14 protein-coding genes are annotated in these 18058 nt (G+C 39.5%); 5 read left to right on the forward strand and 9 right to left on the reverse strand.

Annotated features, from left to right (window positions below):
- Positions 1-32 precede the first annotated feature (32 nt).
- From oppF to nirB, 9 genes are all read right to left on the reverse strand, one after another.
- Positions 33-1040, reverse strand: a complete 1008-nt coding sequence (gene oppF / locus CBE70_RS17065) for a murein tripeptide/oligopeptide ABC transporter ATP binding protein OppF (RefSeq protein WP_100160270.1) — start codon at positions 1038-1040, stop codon at positions 33-35.
- Positions 1037-2023 (reverse strand): ABC transporter ATP-binding protein, encoded by a 987-nt coding sequence (oppD, locus tag CBE70_RS17070; RefSeq protein ID WP_100160271.1) that lies wholly within the window; start codon positions 2021-2023, stop codon positions 1037-1039. The genes oppF and oppD overlap by 4 nt, the downstream gene beginning before the upstream one ends.
- Before the next feature lie 10 nt (positions 2024-2033).
- Positions 2034-2942 carry an oligopeptide ABC transporter permease OppC gene (gene oppC / locus CBE70_RS17075; protein ID WP_100160272.1) on the reverse strand — a complete coding sequence of 303 codons (909 nt, stop codon included), beginning with the start codon at positions 2940-2942 and terminating at the stop codon, positions 2034-2036.
- Between the two features lie 18 nt (positions 2943-2960).
- Positions 2961-3881, reverse strand: a complete 921-nt coding sequence (gene oppB, locus CBE70_RS17080) for an oligopeptide ABC transporter permease OppB (protein ID WP_100160273.1) — start codon at positions 3879-3881, stop codon at positions 2961-2963.
- 79 nt (positions 3882-3960) lie between these two features.
- Entirely contained in the window at positions 3961-5598 is a 1638-nt protein-coding gene (gene oppA / locus CBE70_RS17085) for an oligopeptide ABC transporter substrate-binding protein OppA (protein WP_100160274.1), read from the reverse strand.
- Between the two features lie 284 nt (positions 5599-5882).
- Entirely contained in the window at positions 5883-7520 is a 1638-nt protein-coding gene (locus CBE70_RS17090; RefSeq protein WP_100160275.1) for an ABC transporter substrate-binding protein, read from the reverse strand.
- Between the two features lie 650 nt (positions 7521-8170).
- Positions 8171-9553, reverse strand: a complete 1383-nt coding sequence (cysG, locus tag CBE70_RS17095) for a siroheme synthase CysG (protein WP_100160276.1) — start codon at positions 9551-9553, stop codon at positions 8171-8173.
- 14 nt (positions 9554-9567) lie between these two features.
- The gene (gene nirD / locus CBE70_RS17100) at positions 9568-9912 is read right to left on the reverse strand and encodes a nitrite reductase small subunit NirD (protein ID WP_100160277.1); all 345 of its coding nucleotides are present in this window, start codon (positions 9910-9912) and stop codon (positions 9568-9570) included.
- Entirely contained in the window at positions 9909-12455 is a 2547-nt protein-coding gene (nirB, locus tag CBE70_RS17105) for a nitrite reductase large subunit NirB (protein ID WP_100160278.1), read from the reverse strand. The genes nirD and nirB overlap by 4 nt, the downstream gene beginning before the upstream one ends.
- A gap of 505 nt (positions 12456-12960) precedes the next feature.
- Here nirB and CBE70_RS17110 point away from each other — a divergent pair.
- From CBE70_RS17110 to CBE70_RS17130, 5 genes are all read left to right on the forward strand, one after another.
- Positions 12961-14526 (forward strand): ABC transporter substrate-binding protein, encoded by a 1566-nt coding sequence (locus CBE70_RS17110; RefSeq protein WP_100160279.1) that lies wholly within the window; start codon positions 12961-12963, stop codon positions 14524-14526.
- A 75-nt stretch (positions 14527-14601) separates the two neighbouring features.
- A complete protein-coding gene (locus CBE70_RS17115; protein ID WP_100160280.1) occupies positions 14602-15645 on the forward strand; it encodes an ABC transporter permease in 1044 nt (347 codons plus the stop codon).
- A complete protein-coding gene (locus tag CBE70_RS17120) occupies positions 15645-16475 on the forward strand; it encodes an ABC transporter permease (RefSeq protein WP_100160281.1) in 831 nt (276 codons plus the stop codon). Before CBE70_RS17115 ends, CBE70_RS17120 begins: the two co-directional genes overlap by 1 nt.
- Positions 16468-17304, forward strand: coding sequence for an ABC transporter ATP-binding protein (locus tag CBE70_RS17125; protein ID WP_100160282.1), 837 nt, complete (start codon positions 16468-16470; stop codon positions 17302-17304). Before CBE70_RS17120 ends, CBE70_RS17125 begins: the two co-directional genes overlap by 8 nt.
- On the forward strand, positions 17291-18007 hold the full coding sequence (locus CBE70_RS17130; protein ID WP_198585747.1) for an ABC transporter ATP-binding protein: 717 nt from the start codon (positions 17291-17293) through the stop codon (positions 18005-18007). Before CBE70_RS17125 ends, CBE70_RS17130 begins: the two co-directional genes overlap by 14 nt.
- Positions 18008-18058: the final 51 nt, after the last annotated feature.

Below are 18058 nucleotides of genomic sequence, written 5' to 3' on the forward strand. Positions count from 1 at the left end.
TTAAAATTAGATTTATAAATATTTTGTCGAGATTAAAGCGGATCCACTTTTAAACAAGAGACTGCATGGCGGAAACTTCCCTCTAATAAAGGACGCGTTTTAGCACATTCTTCATCCGCCATTGGACAACGTGTACGGAAAATACAACCTGATGGTGGATTAATCGGAGAAGGTAATTCCCCCTCTAATAAATCAATGTGCTTATTACGCTCTTTATCGGGATCAGGAATAGGTACCGCTGACATCAATGCTTTGGTATAAGGGTGCAATGGATGATGATAAACTTCATCATAAGTGCCTAATTCCACGGCATGCCCTAAATACATGACCAATACACGATCTGAAATATGTTTTACCACCGCCAGATCGTGAGCAATAAAGATTAAGGATAATCCCATCTCCTTTTGAATATCTTTCAGCAAGTTAACCACTTGAGCCTGAATTGATACGTCTAATGCTGAAACGGGTTCGTCACAAATCACTAATTTAGGTTCTAGAATTAACGCGCGAGCAATACCGATACGTTGGCATTGTCCACCAGAGAATTCATGCGGGTAACGGTTGATTAAGTTTGGCAATAATCCGACTCGCATCATCATTGCTTTCACTTTTTCAACAATTTCAGCCTGTTTCATTTTAGGATGATAAGTTTTAAGAGGTTCTGCAATAATATCGCCAATCGTCATTCTTGGGTTTAAGGAAGCCAGTGGATCTTGGAAAATCATCTGGATATCTTGGCGAATATCACGCCATTGCTTATTCCCCATACCCAGTAAATCATTACCTAACCAAGTGACTGTGCCACCTGAAGCTTTGACTAACCCAATAATGGCACGTGCAAATGTCGATTTACCACAACCAGATTCACCAACAACCCCTAATGTTTCACCTTCATATAAACGCAGTGTGACACCATCGACGGCTTTAAGACTTTTTTTAGGTTGCCAAAACCACTGTTTATTATCTTGAACATCGAAATAAACTTTTAAGTCATTCACTTCCAGAATAACTTTTCTATCTTGTAACATGGCTTGAGTCATACCAATTCCTCCACCGCTTTAAAACAGGCTCGTAATCGTCCTTGTGCAAATTGCTCTAATTGAGGTTCACTCGTTAAGCATTGCTCTGTTGCATACTGGCAACGAGGTTGGAATGGGCAGCCTTTTGGTAAACGTAATAAATTAGGCGGATTTCCCGGAATGGTTGCTAGTCGTTCGTCTTCACCGTCTAAGCGAGGAACTGCCTGTAACAATCCGATAGAGTATGGATGTGATGGTTGATAGAAGATATCACGCGCTTTACCGTACTCCATGGTACGTCCTGCGTACATCACCAATACTTTATCGCAGATACCCGCAACAACCCCCAAATCATGGGTGATCATAATAATCGCGGTGTTTAAATCATTCTTAAGCTCATTGAGCAAGGTCATGATCTGTGCTTGAACCGTCACATCAAGTGCCGTTGTTGGTTCATCAGCAATTAAAAGTTTTGGTTTACAAAGCAATGCCATAGCAATCATTACGCGTTGGCGCATGCCGCCTGAAAACTCATGAGGATACATGCTCATACGTTTATGGGCTTCTGGCATTTTTACAGCATCTAACATACGTACAGATTCTGCATAAGCATCGTTTTTACTCATGCCTTTATGAAGCATTAATACTTCAATAAGCTGCGAACCAACTTTCATATAGGGATTTAATGAAGTCATTGGATCTTGAAATATCATAGATATTTCTTCAGCACGCATTTTATTTAATTCACTTTGGCGAAGATTTAAGATCTCACGACCATTAAAGTTTGCACTCCCCGCTGTGCGACCATTTTTCGCTAATAATCCCATTAATGCGAATGCCGTTTGGGATTTGCCTGAACCAGATTCACCGACAATCCCTAGGGTTTCACCTGCGGCTAATTCAAAGTTGAGTTTATTAACTGCGGTAACATCACCATCCGCTGTACCAAAAGTCACACAGAGATCTTTAACACTTAATAACGGCTTGCTTGTTGAATTTGTCATTTTGTTCTCCTTAACGATCTTTCGGGTCTAATGCGTCACGTAAGCCGTCACCGATAAAGTTAAAGCAAAACAGTGTGACAACTAAGAACGAAGCCGGGAAAAGTAACAACCAAGGAGAAACTTCCATTGAGTTTGCACCATCACTTAATAGTGCTCCCCAACTACTTAATGGCTCTTGTGTTCCTAAACCTAAAAAGCTTAAGAAGGATTCAAATAAAATCATGCTAGGCACTAATAAAGAGGCATAAACCACCACTACACCCAGTACGTTAGGTACGATATGTCTTAACACGATATTGCGTGATGACACACCACAAACTAATGCAGCTTCAATAAACTCTTTACGTTTTAGACTTAAGGTTTGCCCTCTTACAATACGCGCCATATCGAGCCAAGATACCATCCCGATTGCAACGAAAATCAGTAAGATATTTTGACCAAAGAATGTCACCAATAAGATAACAAAGAACATAAATGGAAATGAGTTTAAGATTTCCAGTAAACGCATCATCACAGAGTCAACACGTCCACCAATATAGCCTGCCATTGCGCCATACAGCGTACCAACAATAACGGCGACGAAGGCAGCTGCGATACCCACCATTAATGAAATACGTCCACCAATCGCAACGCGGACTAATAAGTCGCGACCAGATGAGTCAGTACCAAAATAGTGAGAAGAGGCAAAATCAGGTGCCATTGACATCATTTCCCAGTCGGTATCGTCATAAACAAAAGGCGATAACATTGGGGCAAAAATGACAAATAATAAAATAAAGAAAAGTAATATCAGGCTCGTAATCGCCGCTTTATTGTGCATAAAACGACGACGAGCGTCTTGCCATAAACTACGGCCTTCAATATCTAGCTGCTCCGAGAAATTCCCCAGAGCTTCGCTGTTTTCCTTCAGTGATAACATAACGCGCTCCAGTGTCTATTAATAACGAATTTTCGGATCAATAACAGCATATAAAATATCGACAATCGCATTAAAGAAAATCGTTAATGCACCTACGATAATGGTTAAGCTTAATACCAATGAGTAATCTCGGTTTAGAGCACCATTAACGAATAATTGTCCGATACCCGGCAATCCAAAGATGGTTTCAATAACCATTGAGCCCGTAATAATACCGACGAATGCAGGCCCCATATAAGAAATAACAGGTAGCAACGCAGGTTTTAAAGCATGACGCAGTATAATTCTTTTCATCGGCAAGCCTTTCGCTTTTGCCGTTCTGATAAAGTTTGAGTGTAATACTTCAATCATTGAACTACGGGTAATACGCGAGATACTGGCAATATAAGAAAGCGACAGTGCAATCATTGGTAGCAACATATATTGCACCGCACCACCATTCCAACCACCAGCCGGTAGCCACCTTAAGGTAATGGCAAAAATAAGTACAAGCAGTGGTGCAACAACGAAACTCGGTATTACAACCCCCGTCATGGCAAAGGTCATGACGGTATAATCCCATTTGGTGTTTTGATTCAGTGCGGCTATCACGCCTGCCCCCACACCTAAAATCACGGCAAAAATAAATGCCGACAGCCCTAATTTAGCTGAAACAGGGAATGCTTTACCGACTAAGGTGTTTACACTGTAGTCTTTATATTTAAAAGAAGGCCCTAAATCCCCTTTCGACAACTGAATTAAATAATCGAAGTATTGTTTATAAATGGGATCGTTTAAGTGATATTTCGCTTCAATATTTGCCATGACCTCTGGTGGAAGTTTTCTTTCCCCCGTAAAAGGGCTACCGGGTGCTAGGCGCATCATAAAAAACGAAATCGTTATTAGAATAAATAGAGTCGGTATCGCTTCTAAAAAGCGACGAAAAATAAATTTGAGCATTGCCCGTTCCTATAACACAAACCTATTCAGGCGTGACGATAAAAAGACCTTGCCTTAAAAAAGACAAGGTCTCGCCCGATTACTTAGCAATAATGTACAAGTCTTTAGTATGTAAATTATCTAATGGATCTTTACCTGAATAACCACCCACATAAGGTTTAACTAAACGGGTGTTTACATAGTAGTAAAGTGGAACAATGGCCGAATCTTTATCTAATACACCTTCAGCTTTTTGATAAATAGCGGCACGTTCGTCATCAGATTTCACACGTAAAGATTCTTTGATCAATGCGTCAAACTCTGTGTTTTTATAGTGAACAGTATTGTTACTGCTGTAAGACAACATCATGTTCAGGAATGAAGAAGGTTCGTTATAATCCGCACACCAACCCGCACGCGCAACATCATAAGTTCCTTGGTGACGTGTATCTAAGAAAGTTTTCCACTCTTGGTTTTCAAGAGACACATCTGCACCTAAGTTTTTCTTCCAAATTGAAGATGCAGCAATTGCCACTTTTTTGTGAAGATCAGAAGTATTGTACAGAAGTTTAAATTTCAGTGGGTTTGCTTTGTTATAACCCGCCTCTTCTAACAATTGACGTGCTTTCTCATTGCGTTGTTCTTGTGTCCAAGTCGCAAACCACTCTGGTTTGCTCTCTTTAATTCCATCTGTAAATGGAGGGGTAAAGCCGTAAGCTGGAATATCACCTTGGTTTTTCACTTTATAAGTGATGATATCTCTGTCCATTGACAGTTTCAGCGCTTCACGAACACGAGGATCATTAAACGGTGCTTTCTCATTATTAATTTCATAATAATAAGTACATAAATATGGGCTTATACGCAATTCATCTGGGATCTCTTTTTTCAGTTTTTGGAAAAGTTCGATCGGTAAATTGCTATATGTCATGTCGATTTCGCCCGCACGATAGCGGTTTACGTCAGTGACTTCTGATGAGATAGGTAAGAACGTAACTTTATCAATAACAGTACTTTTGTTATCCCAATAAGTTGGGCTGCGCTCTAAAACAATACGTTCGTTGACTGTCCAGTCTTTTAAATTATAAGCGCCGTTGCCGACGAAGTTAGCTGGTTGTGTCCATTTTTCACCAAATTTTTCAATCACTTTTTGGTTAACTGGCGACATGGAGGAGTGAGCTAATAATTTTGGTAAATAAGGTACGGCTTCAGATAAAGTGATTTCTAATGTGTTGTTATCTAATGCCTTAACACCTAATTCTGTGGCTTTTTTCTTACCGGCAATAATATCGTCGATATTCACGATATGTGCATATTGCAGATAGCTTTCATAAGGAGATGCAGTGTTAGGATCCGCTAAACGCTGCCAGCTATAAACGAAATCTTGTGCTGTAACAGGTTCACCATTTGACCATTTAGCTCCTTCACGGATTTTGAATGTCCAAACAGTAAAATCTTTATTTTCCCAGCTAGTTGCAGAGCCCGGTAAAATTTCACCATTTGGGCCAACAATAGTAACGCCTTCGAAAAGATCACGCGCTAATGCCGATTCAGGTACACCTTCAATTTTATGAGGATCAAGTGATTGTGGTTCAGAGCCGTTATTACGTACAAGCACTTGTTTTTCAGCTAATTTCACCCCATCTGGAACAACAGCAGCATTAGCTGTTAGTGCTGATAATCCAAAGATTGCGCTTATTGCAATCGCCAACGCACTCTTTTTAGTTAAATTACTCATCTTATAAAATACTCCCAGTTAGTGAGTTGGTTGTTAGACAACCATTCTGTGATGTTCAGTTGTGTTTTAGAACGGTTTACACAACTTATTGTTTTTACAAAAAATAAATCAATCTTGCTTATTTGCTGTCAGTGCTTAATTGCCTGATAGCATTATGATTTTTTTATGCCGCTATCTTTTTTGTGTAGCTTTTTTATGTAGCTTTTTATGGGTTCACTACTTTTTAAGTAACTTTTAGTGATTCAAATCGCACATAACTATAGAATATCGATAATTTACCAGTTTTAGTTATCTGCCTTTATAAAATAGCGCTTTAAGTCCGTATAATCAAAGGGGTCTTTGCCTATAAATCCACCCACTTTTGGACTAACTAATCTAACACTGACACGATAATAGACAGGCACTATTGCCGAGTCCTTGTCTAGCAAGGCTTCAGCGCGCTGATAGAGTTGATGGCGAGCCCCTTTATCAACAGCAATTGAGGCATTATTTAATGCATCATCGTAGTCATTATTTTCATAAAAGACGGTATTAAGACTACTTGTAGAAAGAAACGAGTTTAAAAACGAGGTAGGTTCATTGTAATCTGCGCACCACGTTGCTCTCGCGACTTGATAATTTCCTTGGTTACGGTTTTCTAATGCCGTTTTCCACTCTTGGTTTTGCAACGTCACATTTGCACCAATACTTTTTTTCCACATTGATGCTGCCGCGATTGCCTGCTGTTTATTTTGATCTGAAGTATTGTAGAGCAAAGTAAAAGTCAGAGGATTTTGACCATCAAACCCCGCTTCTTTTAATAATTCACGCGCCCTTTCATTACGTTGCTGTTGTGTCCAATAAGCCCATTTAGGCGGTTTAAAATTACCATTGCCGATAAAAGAGGGAGTAAAAGAGTAAGCTGGTATTTGCCCTTGTCCCATTATTTTTTCAGCAATGACTTCTCTATCAAGAGTCAGTTTCACTGCTTCTCGAACACGAGGATCATCAAAAGGGGCTTTTTTATTATTTAATTCATAATAGAAAGTACATAAATACGGTGTGACATATAAATTCTCTGGCTGTTCTTGCTTCATTTTTCTATAAAGAACAGGAGGAATAGCGCTATTAGTGATATCTATTTCACCGCTACGATAGCGGTTTATATCACTGGTTTCTGAGCTAATTGGTAAAAATGTAGCTTGTTCAATAATGGTGTTTTTATTATCCCAATAAAGTGGATTTCGTTTTAAAGTCACCTTTTCATTCACGACCCAATTTTCAATAACATAAGCACCGTTACCGACAAAGTTTTCAGGGCGAGTCCAATTCACGCCATATTTTTCAACAATCTCTTTTTTGACTGGCTTTAACGGAGTGTGGCTAACCATATCGACTAAATAAGGAATTGGCTTGGTTAAATTGACTTGCAAAGTGTGAGCATCTATCGCTTTCACACCTAATGTTTCGGGGGATTTTTTGCCACTAAGAATATCTGCAACATTTTCAACATAAGCATATTCGAGATAACTGGCATAAGGCGAGCCTGTTTTAGGATCTACCACTCGACGCCAGCTATAAACAAAGTCTTCCGCTGTAACTGGTGTGCCATCACTCCACTTTGCGTCTTCTCGCAAATAGAATGTCCACACCTTGTTATCATCAGTTTCCCAGCGTTGTGCAACGCCAGGCATACTTTCACCATTAGGCCCAACATAGGTCAGTCCCTCTAATAAATTTAAAATAATATTAGTTTCTGGTGCGCCTTCTACTTTGTGCGGATCAAGTGATGAAACTTCGGTACCGTTATTAATCACAATGTTCTGTTGTTTTGCCAGAATAGTACCTTCAGGAAGAGTGACGGCATGAGAAAAAAAGGAGGTTAATACAAGTGATATAATACTGAGTGGAAACACTGTTTTTAACGTAACTTTATTTTTCATGGGTACCTCTCCTAATAAACAATAATTTATAGCGGGGTCGCTCAATTCACGATATGTATCGTTGTTAAATTTTGATCGTAATATTTGTGGCTCTCAAACGTTTAAAGATATTAACGAGATAAAAATGACACCAACACTCTTCTTTTTTACACTTATCGTAAATTTTGTCAATTAATGCGGTATTCTTATCACTTAACTTTATTGAGCCCTCTAGAGTTCTATCCTGAGAAAATAAAAAATATATATCGAGAGAAGCAAAACAACAAATAAACATTAAATTAACATCATGCAAGTTTTATAGATAGAAAACCTACTTAGCTCACAAAATTAATATAATTAGGATGGATTTTATCCGACTTGCAGAACTTTATTATGCTTTATTTGTAAAGAGTTTCTCTTTGAAACTAATTAAAAATAACAATAAATTTATCTTTAAACTGAATAACAATTTTAAACTAAAAGTATTTATAGATTATTAAATATTCACTTTTATTATTTGTTTTTAAAATTTAATCTAAATGTTTAATTGAAATAGAATTAAACCATTTTTCATTTATATTTCTATGTGTTAGATAAAAAACCTCTTTAATATACATATCAAATATTAAAGAGGTTTTTAATTTTAAAATAATAACATCAATTTTTTTCAGCTATTTAGCTGATTTTGATTGAAACCAGTGTAGCTTCTCATTCAGTGTAACAACCTCTCCCACAATAATCAGAGCAGGGCTTTCCATTGTTTCTGCCATCTCCGCCAGTTGACGTAATTGACCAACAATCACTTTTTGTGTTGTTAACGTTCCTTTTTCGATAATGGCGACAGGCGTAGTCTCACACATGTTTTGGCTAAGTAACATTTGCTGAATATACTGAGCTTTGCTTAATCCCATATAAAACACTAAGGTCTGATTCTTTTGCGCAATACATTGCCACTCAGCTTCATTTAATCCTTTACCATGTCCTGTAATAAAACGGACACTTTGCGCATAATCTCGATGCGTTAAAGGAATACCCGCATAAGTCGTACAACCTGATGCAGCCGTAATTCCGGGGATCACAGAAAATGGAATATGATGTTCAATCAAGGCTTCTAGTTCTTCACTGCCTCGACCAAAAATAAAGGGATCGCCGCCTTTTAATCTCACCACTCGTTTTCCTGCTGTGGCTTCTTTGATTAAAATTTGATTGATTTCATCTTGAGGGACACAATGAAAACCAGCTTGCTTACCGACATAAATACGCTGAGCATCTCTGCGGACTAATGCCATTACCTCATCGGATACTAATCTATCGTAAACCACCACATCAGCTTGCTGACATTGCTGTAAACCTTTAATGGTCATTAACCCTGCATCACCCGGCCCTGCTCCGACTAAAACAACACTACCTTGAGGTTGCTGATTTTCAGATAATAGTGCGCTAATACGTTGCTCAATACCCTCATCTCTATGTGCTTCTATTTCAGCTTGTAATGATTTATCTCCGAAAAATTGCTCCCAGAAATAACGTCTGGCACTCATCGATGAAAAACGCTGTTTTATTTGCTCGCGTAACTTACCGGCGAGTTGTGCTAACGCACCAAGGTAATTAGGGAGTAGTCGCTCAATTTTTTCTCGCAAAATACGCGCTAGCACAGGGGCTTTTCCGCCCGATGAAATCGCCACCACAATAGGAGAGCGATCGATAACTGAAGGCATAATAAAGCTGGCTTGCTCTGGTGAATCAACCACATTACAAAATATCTGTTTCTCTGTCGCGGATTGAAAAACCTGTTGATTCACTTGTTCACTATCTGTTGCAGCAATAACAAGCCACTTACCTGATAGATGATCCGCAGTAAATACGCCAGTGATACAGTTTAGTTTTTGCTCAGAATGCCACTGCATAAACAGCCCTGTAAACGAAGGCGCGATAACAGAAATAATAGCACCCGCCTCCATAAGTAATCGGGCTTTACGTTCAGCAATCTCCCCCCCTCCCACTAATAAACAAGGTTTATCTTTGAGCTGACAGAATATTGGAAAGTAATCCATATTCATTCCCCTATTTATTGAGATGATTGATTACGGCTGCATACGCTGACAGTATTGCCTTCAACCTTGACGTCAAAATGGGTGATCGAGAAACGCTCATCTTCAAGGCAAAAACCATCCGTTAAACGAAAATGCTGTTTTTTCAGCGGACTGACGATATACAACTCGTTTTCATGTTCAGCGATCAACCCTCGAGATAAAACACTAGAATGTGCAAAGGGATCTATATTGCTTAACGCATATAAACGCGCATCAGAATAAGGGCGAAATATGGCAACGTGATCTTGTTCCACCAGCGCACAAACACCTGTTCCTGGCGTAATGTCATCTAATTGGCAAACAGCTATCCATTGGCTCATGATTGCGCCTCCTCAGTAACCAGTTTGATATCAATACGTTCATGTAAACGTGCGGGGCGGTGTTGGAAACGTTCTTTTACCGTTTGCACAGTCGGATCAGGCATTGGATTATTAATAAAGTGGGCAAAACGTTTTAATGCTTTTGGAGAATCAACTGTTTCTTTCCATTCACAAGCGACACGTTCTTGTAAGGCTTTCAGTTCTTTTTCTAACTGTGCATTTAAGCCTAATTTGTCGTTAATAATGACATCACGTAAATATTCAATACCGCCTTCTAAATTATCTAGCCACACTGAAGTGCGTTGCAGCTTATCGGCGGTGCGAATATAAAACATCATAAAGCGGTCGATATAATGCACTAACGTTTCTTCATCGAGATCAGAGGCAAAAAGATCTGCATGACGTGGTTTCATACCACCATTTCCACCGAAATAGAGGTTCCAGCCTTTATCTGTGGCGATAATGCCGACATCCTTTCCTTGTGCTTCAGAACATTCACGGGTACAGCCTGAGACACCAAATTTCATCTTGTGAGGTGTTCTAATACCTTTATAGCGATGCTCTAACGCAACACCCAAACCGACACTGTCACCCACACCAAAACGACACCAACTACTGCCCACACATGTTTTTACCATGCGCAGTGCTTTCGCATAGGCATGGCCTGTTTCAAAACCCGCAGCAATCAGCTTTTCCCAAATCGCGGGTAAATCCTGTTTGTGCGCACCGAACATAGCCATTCGTTGCGAGCCAGTAATTTTGGTATACAGATTATATTCTTGAGCAATTTGCCCAATAGCAATAATGCCTGCGGGTGTAATTTCACCACCAGGAGAGCGAGGAATAATGGAATAAGTTCCATCTTTTTGCATATTCGCGAGGAAGTTATCGTTAGTATCTTGTAGAGAAACTAAATCATCACGCAAGATATAATCATTCCAACATGAAGCAAGCAATGAACCCACTGTGGGTTTACACACTTCACAGCCATAACCTTGGCCGTGTTTTTTCAACAATTCATCAAAACTTCTCAGCCCTTCAACGCGAATAAGATGATAAAGCTCTTGGCGAGAATAGTGAAAATGCTCACAAAGATGGTGATTAACTTCAATACCTTGTTTTGCTAATTCAGCATTTAAGACTTGGGTCACAAGAGGAATGCAACCACCACATCCTGTACCCGCTTTGGTTTCTGCCTTAATAGCAGCGACCGTATGACATCCTCGTTCAATGGCTTGAATAATGTCGCCTTTTGTAACATCAAAACAAGAGCAGATCTGCGCAGTTTCAGGCAAAGAATCAACACCAATTGCAGGCTTACTTCCTGCATGTGCAGGCAAAATTAAGGTATCTGGATGCTCAGGTAATTCAATGGTGTTCAGTGATAGTTGCAAAAGATTGCCATAATCTTCGGTATCACCCACTAATACTGCACCTAATAGGTATTTATTATCTTCGCTAACAATCAAGCGTTTATAAATTTCTTTGCCTTCGTCCAAATAGATATAGCTACGACACCCTGTTTGATGGCCATGAGCATCACCGATACCGCCCACGTCAACCCCAAGAAGTTTTAATTTTGCACTTAAATCAGCGCCCTGAAAGACAGAGTGATGACCTAATAAATTATCGACCGCAACCTGTGCCATTTTGTAGCCTGGAGCCACTAAGCCGAACGTTTTATTTTGCCAAGATGCACATTCACCGATGGCGTAAATATCAGGATCGGTTGTTTGGCAATAATCATTAATAACAATGCCGCCTCTTGGGGCAATGTCTAAATCACATTGACGAGCTAATTTATCTTTTGGGCGAATACCTGTGGAGAACACAATAAAGTCAACTTCAAGAGAAGTACCATCTGCAAATTGCAGTGTCTTACGTGCACTTTCTCCTGTTGATAATATTTCTTGTGTATTTTTGGATGTATGCACTTTTACGCCCATACGCTCTATTTTTCGCTTAAGCTGCTCACCGCCTAATGTATCAAGCTGTTCTGCCATTAATGTTGGAGCAAACTCGATAACGTGAGTTTCAATACCTAAACTTTTTAGCGCGCCAGCGGCTTCTAAACCTAAAAGTCCTCCACCAATCACCGCTCCTTTACGACTGATACGGGCGCAAGATTCGATAGCATTTAAATCTTCGATAGTCCGATAGACAAAGCAATCTGATGAGTTATTTCCCTTAATTGGAGGAACCCATGGATAAGAGCCTGTTGCCATCACTAATTTATCGTAACTAACACAGCGTCCCGTATTAGTGTGTACCACTTTCTCGTCACGATTAATGGTTATCACGCGCTCACCAATTAATACTTCTATTTGATGTTTTTCGTAATAACCTTGTTTAACTAAAGAGAGTTCTTCTGCGGTGTGATGGGAGAAATAAGAGGAGAGATGGACTCTATCATATGCAACGCGAGGTTCTTCACAAAAGACGATAATGTTAAATTCTTCATTGCCGCCTTTATCAATCAGCTCTTCGATATAACGGTGTCCCACCATACCATTACCGATGATTGCGAGTGTTTTCTTGCTCATTTTTGCCTCAGATTTAAAGATTTCTAAGGCTAAAATACGAAACTATTCATAAGGGATATTGATGAATATCAAATACAGCTTAATCAATTCAGCTACTACACCTTAATAGTCAAAGAGTTACTACTAAAGGAGTATTACATCATCATGTTCTTGCGATTAATTATTCTTCTACCATAATTAATTTTAGCCACTTATAACGAAGAGTTATATGTAAGCGTAATTAAAACTTTGCGCATTGGTCACGTTTTTCCTAAGTTAATTTCACAAAGTAATAATAATTAGAGCGTGTTAACCTTTTCTGCTTATTCTTACAGCAAGAAAACCGTGTAAAGCAACCAACTTAACGAGTATAGACATTGATTGACATTAACAATGTCCACTTAAGATAAAAACAAGCGTTAAAAGCTGCCCTACGGGTTCAATTAAAATTGACCATCAAAGGCTAACACACTCTAATAAATTATTGACATAACGATTTTAGCTACACCGTTTCAGGGAGCGTCTCATGAAAGCAAAATTATTATCATTATTCGTTGTGGGTGCCCTTTCCGTACCGGCATTTGCAGCAACACCTGCTAATACATTAATTGTGGTACAAGGGCTTGATGATATTGTCAGCCTTGATCCTGCTGAAAGTAATGAGCTATCGAGTATTCAAACTGTACCGAGCTTATATCAACGTATTGTTCAACCTAATCGTGAAAATCCTGAAATTAATGAACCAATTTTAGTTGAAAGTTGGCAAGCAAATCCTGAACAAAAAACAATCGTATTTAAAATTAAACCAAATGCAAAATTTGCATCTGGTAACGCTGTGCGTCCTGAAGATATTATCTTCTCTTATCAGCGTGCGATCATCATGAATAAATCACCTGCCTTTATTCTAAATGTCTTGGGTTGGAAAACAGATAACATTAATTCGTTACTGAAAAAAATCAGCGATAACGAATTAGAAGTACGCTGGACTGCCGATGTCAGCCCTGATGTTGTACTAAATATTCTTTCAACTCCGATTGCATCTATTGTTGATGAAAAGCTGGTTTCTGCTCATGTTAAAAATAATGACTTTGGTAACAGCTGGCTGAAAATGAATTCAGCAGGAAGTGGTGCATATAAAATGCGAGCTTATCAACCACGTCAAGCCATTGTGTTAGAAGCTAACCCGCTATCACCAACTGGCGCACCTAAAATGGCGAATATTATTATTAAAAACGTACCGGATCCGGCATCACGTCGCTTATTGATTGAAAAAGGTGATGCAGATATTGCACGCGAACTGGGTACGGATCAAACAGCAGCTTTAGCAGGCAAAGCTGGTATTCAAATTTTAGATATTCCTTCTGCTGAACAAGTTTATATGGCTTTTAATACTGCCAGCGGTAACCCAGCACTTAGTAACCCTGCATTTTGGGAAGCGTCTCGTTATTTAATTGACTACAAAGGTATTACTGAAGATTTAATGCGTGGTCAGTATTTTATTCACCAAAGCTTTTTACCCGTAGGTTTACCGGGCGCGCTAAAAGATAATCCATTCACTTTTGATCCAGAAAAAGCTAAAGACATTTTAGCCAAAGCGGGGATCACCAATGCACGCTTTACATTAGATGTAGAAAATAAAGTTCCTTACATCACTGTAGCGCAATCCATTCAAGCAAGCTTTGCTCAAGCTGGTGTACAAGTCGATTTATTACCTGCGGCAGGTAGTCAAGTGTATAGCCGTGTACGCGCTAAACAACATCAAGCGGCGATCCGTTTTTGGATCCCAGATTATTTTGATGCACACTCAAATGCCAGTGCCTTTGCTTATAATGATGGGCAATCCAATACTGTTGCTTGGTTAAATGGCTGGAATATACCTGAATTAAGCCAGAAAACATTGACTGCACTTAATGAAGCAGACAAAGCAAAACGTCAATCACTCTATACTGAAATGCAAAAAGAGTTACAACGTAGCTCACCTTATGTGTTTATCGACCAAGGTAAAAATCAAATAGTCATGCGCGATAATGTCAAAGGTTATGCGCAAGGTTTAAATGCAGACATGGTCTATTATGACAAAGTAACTAAGTAATATTTTTTCCTGAAACCATCCACAGTCATGTTACTGTGGATGGTCTATTTTGTCATTTCACTAGGCTATTGCTGTATGAATACTGCTATGACGTTACCTTTTCGTCTAAAAGATCAGTTAATTACCTTTGCTCAAGGCATATTGACTCTGGTGCTGACTCTTTTAGGGCTTCTTGTCATCACTTTTACGCTTTCTGCACTTTCACCTGTCGATCCTGTCTTGCAGATTGTCGGTGATCACGCAAGCCTCGAAACCTATAACCAAGTAAAACATGAACTTGGGCTAGATTTACCTATCTACATGCAGTTTTTTCACTATGTGGAAGCACTACTACAAGGACATTTAGGTACAGCGACATCAACAGGTCAGCCTGTTCTTGATGACTTGTTAGCGACTTTCCCCGCTACATTGGAATTAGCAACTGTTGCATTACTGATTGGTGCCAGTCTCGGTATTTTATTCGGCGTTTTATGTGCGCGGTTTGTGGGAACACCACTCGATTTTATTTTACGAATTCTAACGTTATTAGGTAGTTCAGTTCCTATTTTCTGGTTAGGTTTGATTTTGCTATTGATCTTCTATGCCACATTACAATGGACTGCTGGCCCCGGACGATTAGACGATATTTATCAATTCACCATTGAACCTATAACAGGTTTTGCATTAATTGATACATTATTAGCTGGCGATAAAGATGCTTTTTTTAATGCGTTATCACACCTTATTTTGCCCGTTTCTCTATTAGCTTATTTTGCCCTTGCTTCTATTACTCGCTTAACGCGTTCGGCCTGTTTAAACGAAATGAATAAAGAGTATGTCACTCTAGCAAGAGCAAAAGGCATTGGTGAGTTACGTATTCTTTTTTATCACGTACTGCCTAATATTCGTGGTGTTTTAATGACCATAATCGCCCTGTCTTACACTGGTATGCTAGAAGGTGCCGTATTGACAGAAACGGTCTTTTCTTGGCCGGGAATTGGTCGATATCTCACAACAGCGCTTTTTGCCGGTGATACCACAGCCATTATGGGCGGTACTTTAATTATCGGTTTATGCTTTGTCTTTATTAATAATATGACCGATATCGTTATTCGTTTGACTGATCCGAGGCTCCGCTAATGTCATCCTCATTTTTAAGAAAAATAGCGCGTTCGCCTTCCGCATTTATCGGTTTATCGTTGCTTATTTTACTGTTAATTATTGCGATTTTTGCACCTTGGCTGGCTCCTTATGATCCGAATTGGCAACATGCTGCTCAACGTTTATTAGCACCCAATGCTGAACATTGGCTAGGCACAGATAATTATGGGCGAGATATTCTTTCTCGCCTTATCTATGGTACTCGCCCCATGCTAGGTTTAGTGGGGCTGGTGGCGCTTATTACATTACCTTTAGGATTATTAATTGGGATTTTATCTGGGTATTACGGTGGTTGGACTGAACGGATTTTAATGCGCTTCACCGATATTGTGATGTCAATGCCTTCTCTTATTCTCGCTTTCGCTTTTGTCGCAATGTTAGGCCCTGGTCTGCTAAATGGTGCATTAGCACTGGCTTTAACTGCATGGCCAGCTTATGCACGACAATCACGCAGTGAAATTCAACATTTACGTAATAGTGATTATCTTGCTGCGGCTGAAATGATGGGCATAAAAGGTATCCGACTGTTATGGGGACATATTTTACCACTGTGTTTGCCTTCAGCCATTGTACGATTAGCGCTGAACTTAGCGGTGATTATCCTCGCAGCAGCAGGATTGGGCTTTCTTGGGTTAGGTGCTCGCCCACCGATGGCAGAATGGGGAGCCATGATCGCAGAAGGCATGCCTGTTATTTTTGATCAATGGTGGGTTGCCGCTATTCCGGGTACGGCAATTTTAATCAGCAGTCTGGCATTTAATTTATTGGGTGATGGATTACGCGATGTATTGGGAGATACCCATGAATAAAACACCATTAATTGAGGTAAATAACCTCTGTATTGATTTCCCAAAGGCAAGAGTGGTCAATAATGTCTCTTTCACTTTAGGACAAGAGCGTTTAGCGGTTGTTGGCGAATCAGGCTCAGGCAAATCAATGACCGCTCGTGCATTAATGGGATTAGTTCGTCAGCCGGGAAAAGTCAGCGCAGATAAACTCAGTTTGCAGGGAAATAATCTATTGGATTTTTCATCTCGCCAATGGAATAACATCCGAGGTAATACCATTTCAATGGTACTACAAGATCCTCGTTATGCCTTAAATCCTGTAAAAACCATTTATCAACAAGTAGAAGAAACAGTAAAACAACATCAAAAACTTTCGCGCCAAGATAGACGCCAACTTATTATTGATACCCTATTATCTGTTGGCTTACCGGAACAAAGTATTTACCGTTATCCCGGTGAATTATCAGGAGGAATGGGGCAACGAGCAATGATTGCTATTGCTCTCATTAATAATCCAACAATTTTAATTGCTGATGAACCTACTTCTGCGCTTGATGCACAATTACGCCATCAAATCCTTGAACTAATTACCACACAGTGTGAACAACGTAATATGGGCTTATTGCTAATTAGCCATGATTTGCCCCTTGTTGCCGAATATTGTGAACGTGTAATGGTAATGTACCAAGGCGAACAAGTTGACGAGCTCAATGCAAAAGCGCTACCGACAGCCACACATCCTTATACTCGTACACTTTGGACATGCAGACCTAATGCAAGCACTTATGGCACTCAATTGCCCGTATTAGATAGAACGCTTAATTTCAAGGAGCTGCATCATGCTAATTGATATTCATGATTTACACGTTCAATTTGAGCAAGGTAAACAAGCAAAGCACGTTGTAAAAGGAATTAATTTACATGTTCAACAAGGTGAAACCTTTAGCTTAATAGGTCGTTCTGGTTGCGGAAAATCGACTGTTTTACGGGTGATTGCTGGGTTATTACCCCATTGGCAAGGTGATATATCGCTTTTAGGGCAAACTATTAAACCTCAACAACGTTTTCAAGGGACATTACGCCGTAATATACAAATGGTATTTCAAGATCCCTACGCCTCTTTGCACCCTCAACACCGCATTGAGCGTGCGTTTTCTGAACCTTTAAAAATCCATCAAATTCCTTTTGATAAAGATACGATTGAACAAGCATTAGCCCAAGTTGGTTTACCTGCGGATGTGACAGGTCGTTATCCTCATCAACTTTCTGGTGGACAGCGTCAACGTGTCGCCATTGCTAGAGCCCTTTTATTACAACCTCAATTATTGCTTTTAGACGAGCCAACTTCAGCACTAGATATGTCAGTACAAGCCGAGATCTTAAATCTGCTTAATACTCTGAAAAAAAAGCATAATATGACATATTTATTAGTAAGCCATGATGCCGATGTTATTGCACATATGTCAGATAGAGCTGCATTAATGGAAAATGGGGAACTAACACAACATTATGATCGTGATGCGTTATCAAAAGGGATACATCGTCTCGATTGAGATACAAGAGAATAAATAAAAGAAAAGATCCGAGCAGTATTGCATTATGAA

Origin of the sequence: Proteus columbae (genome assembly GCF_002777965.1) — a bacterium.
GTDB lineage: Bacteria > Pseudomonadota > Gammaproteobacteria > Enterobacterales > Enterobacteriaceae > Proteus > Proteus columbae.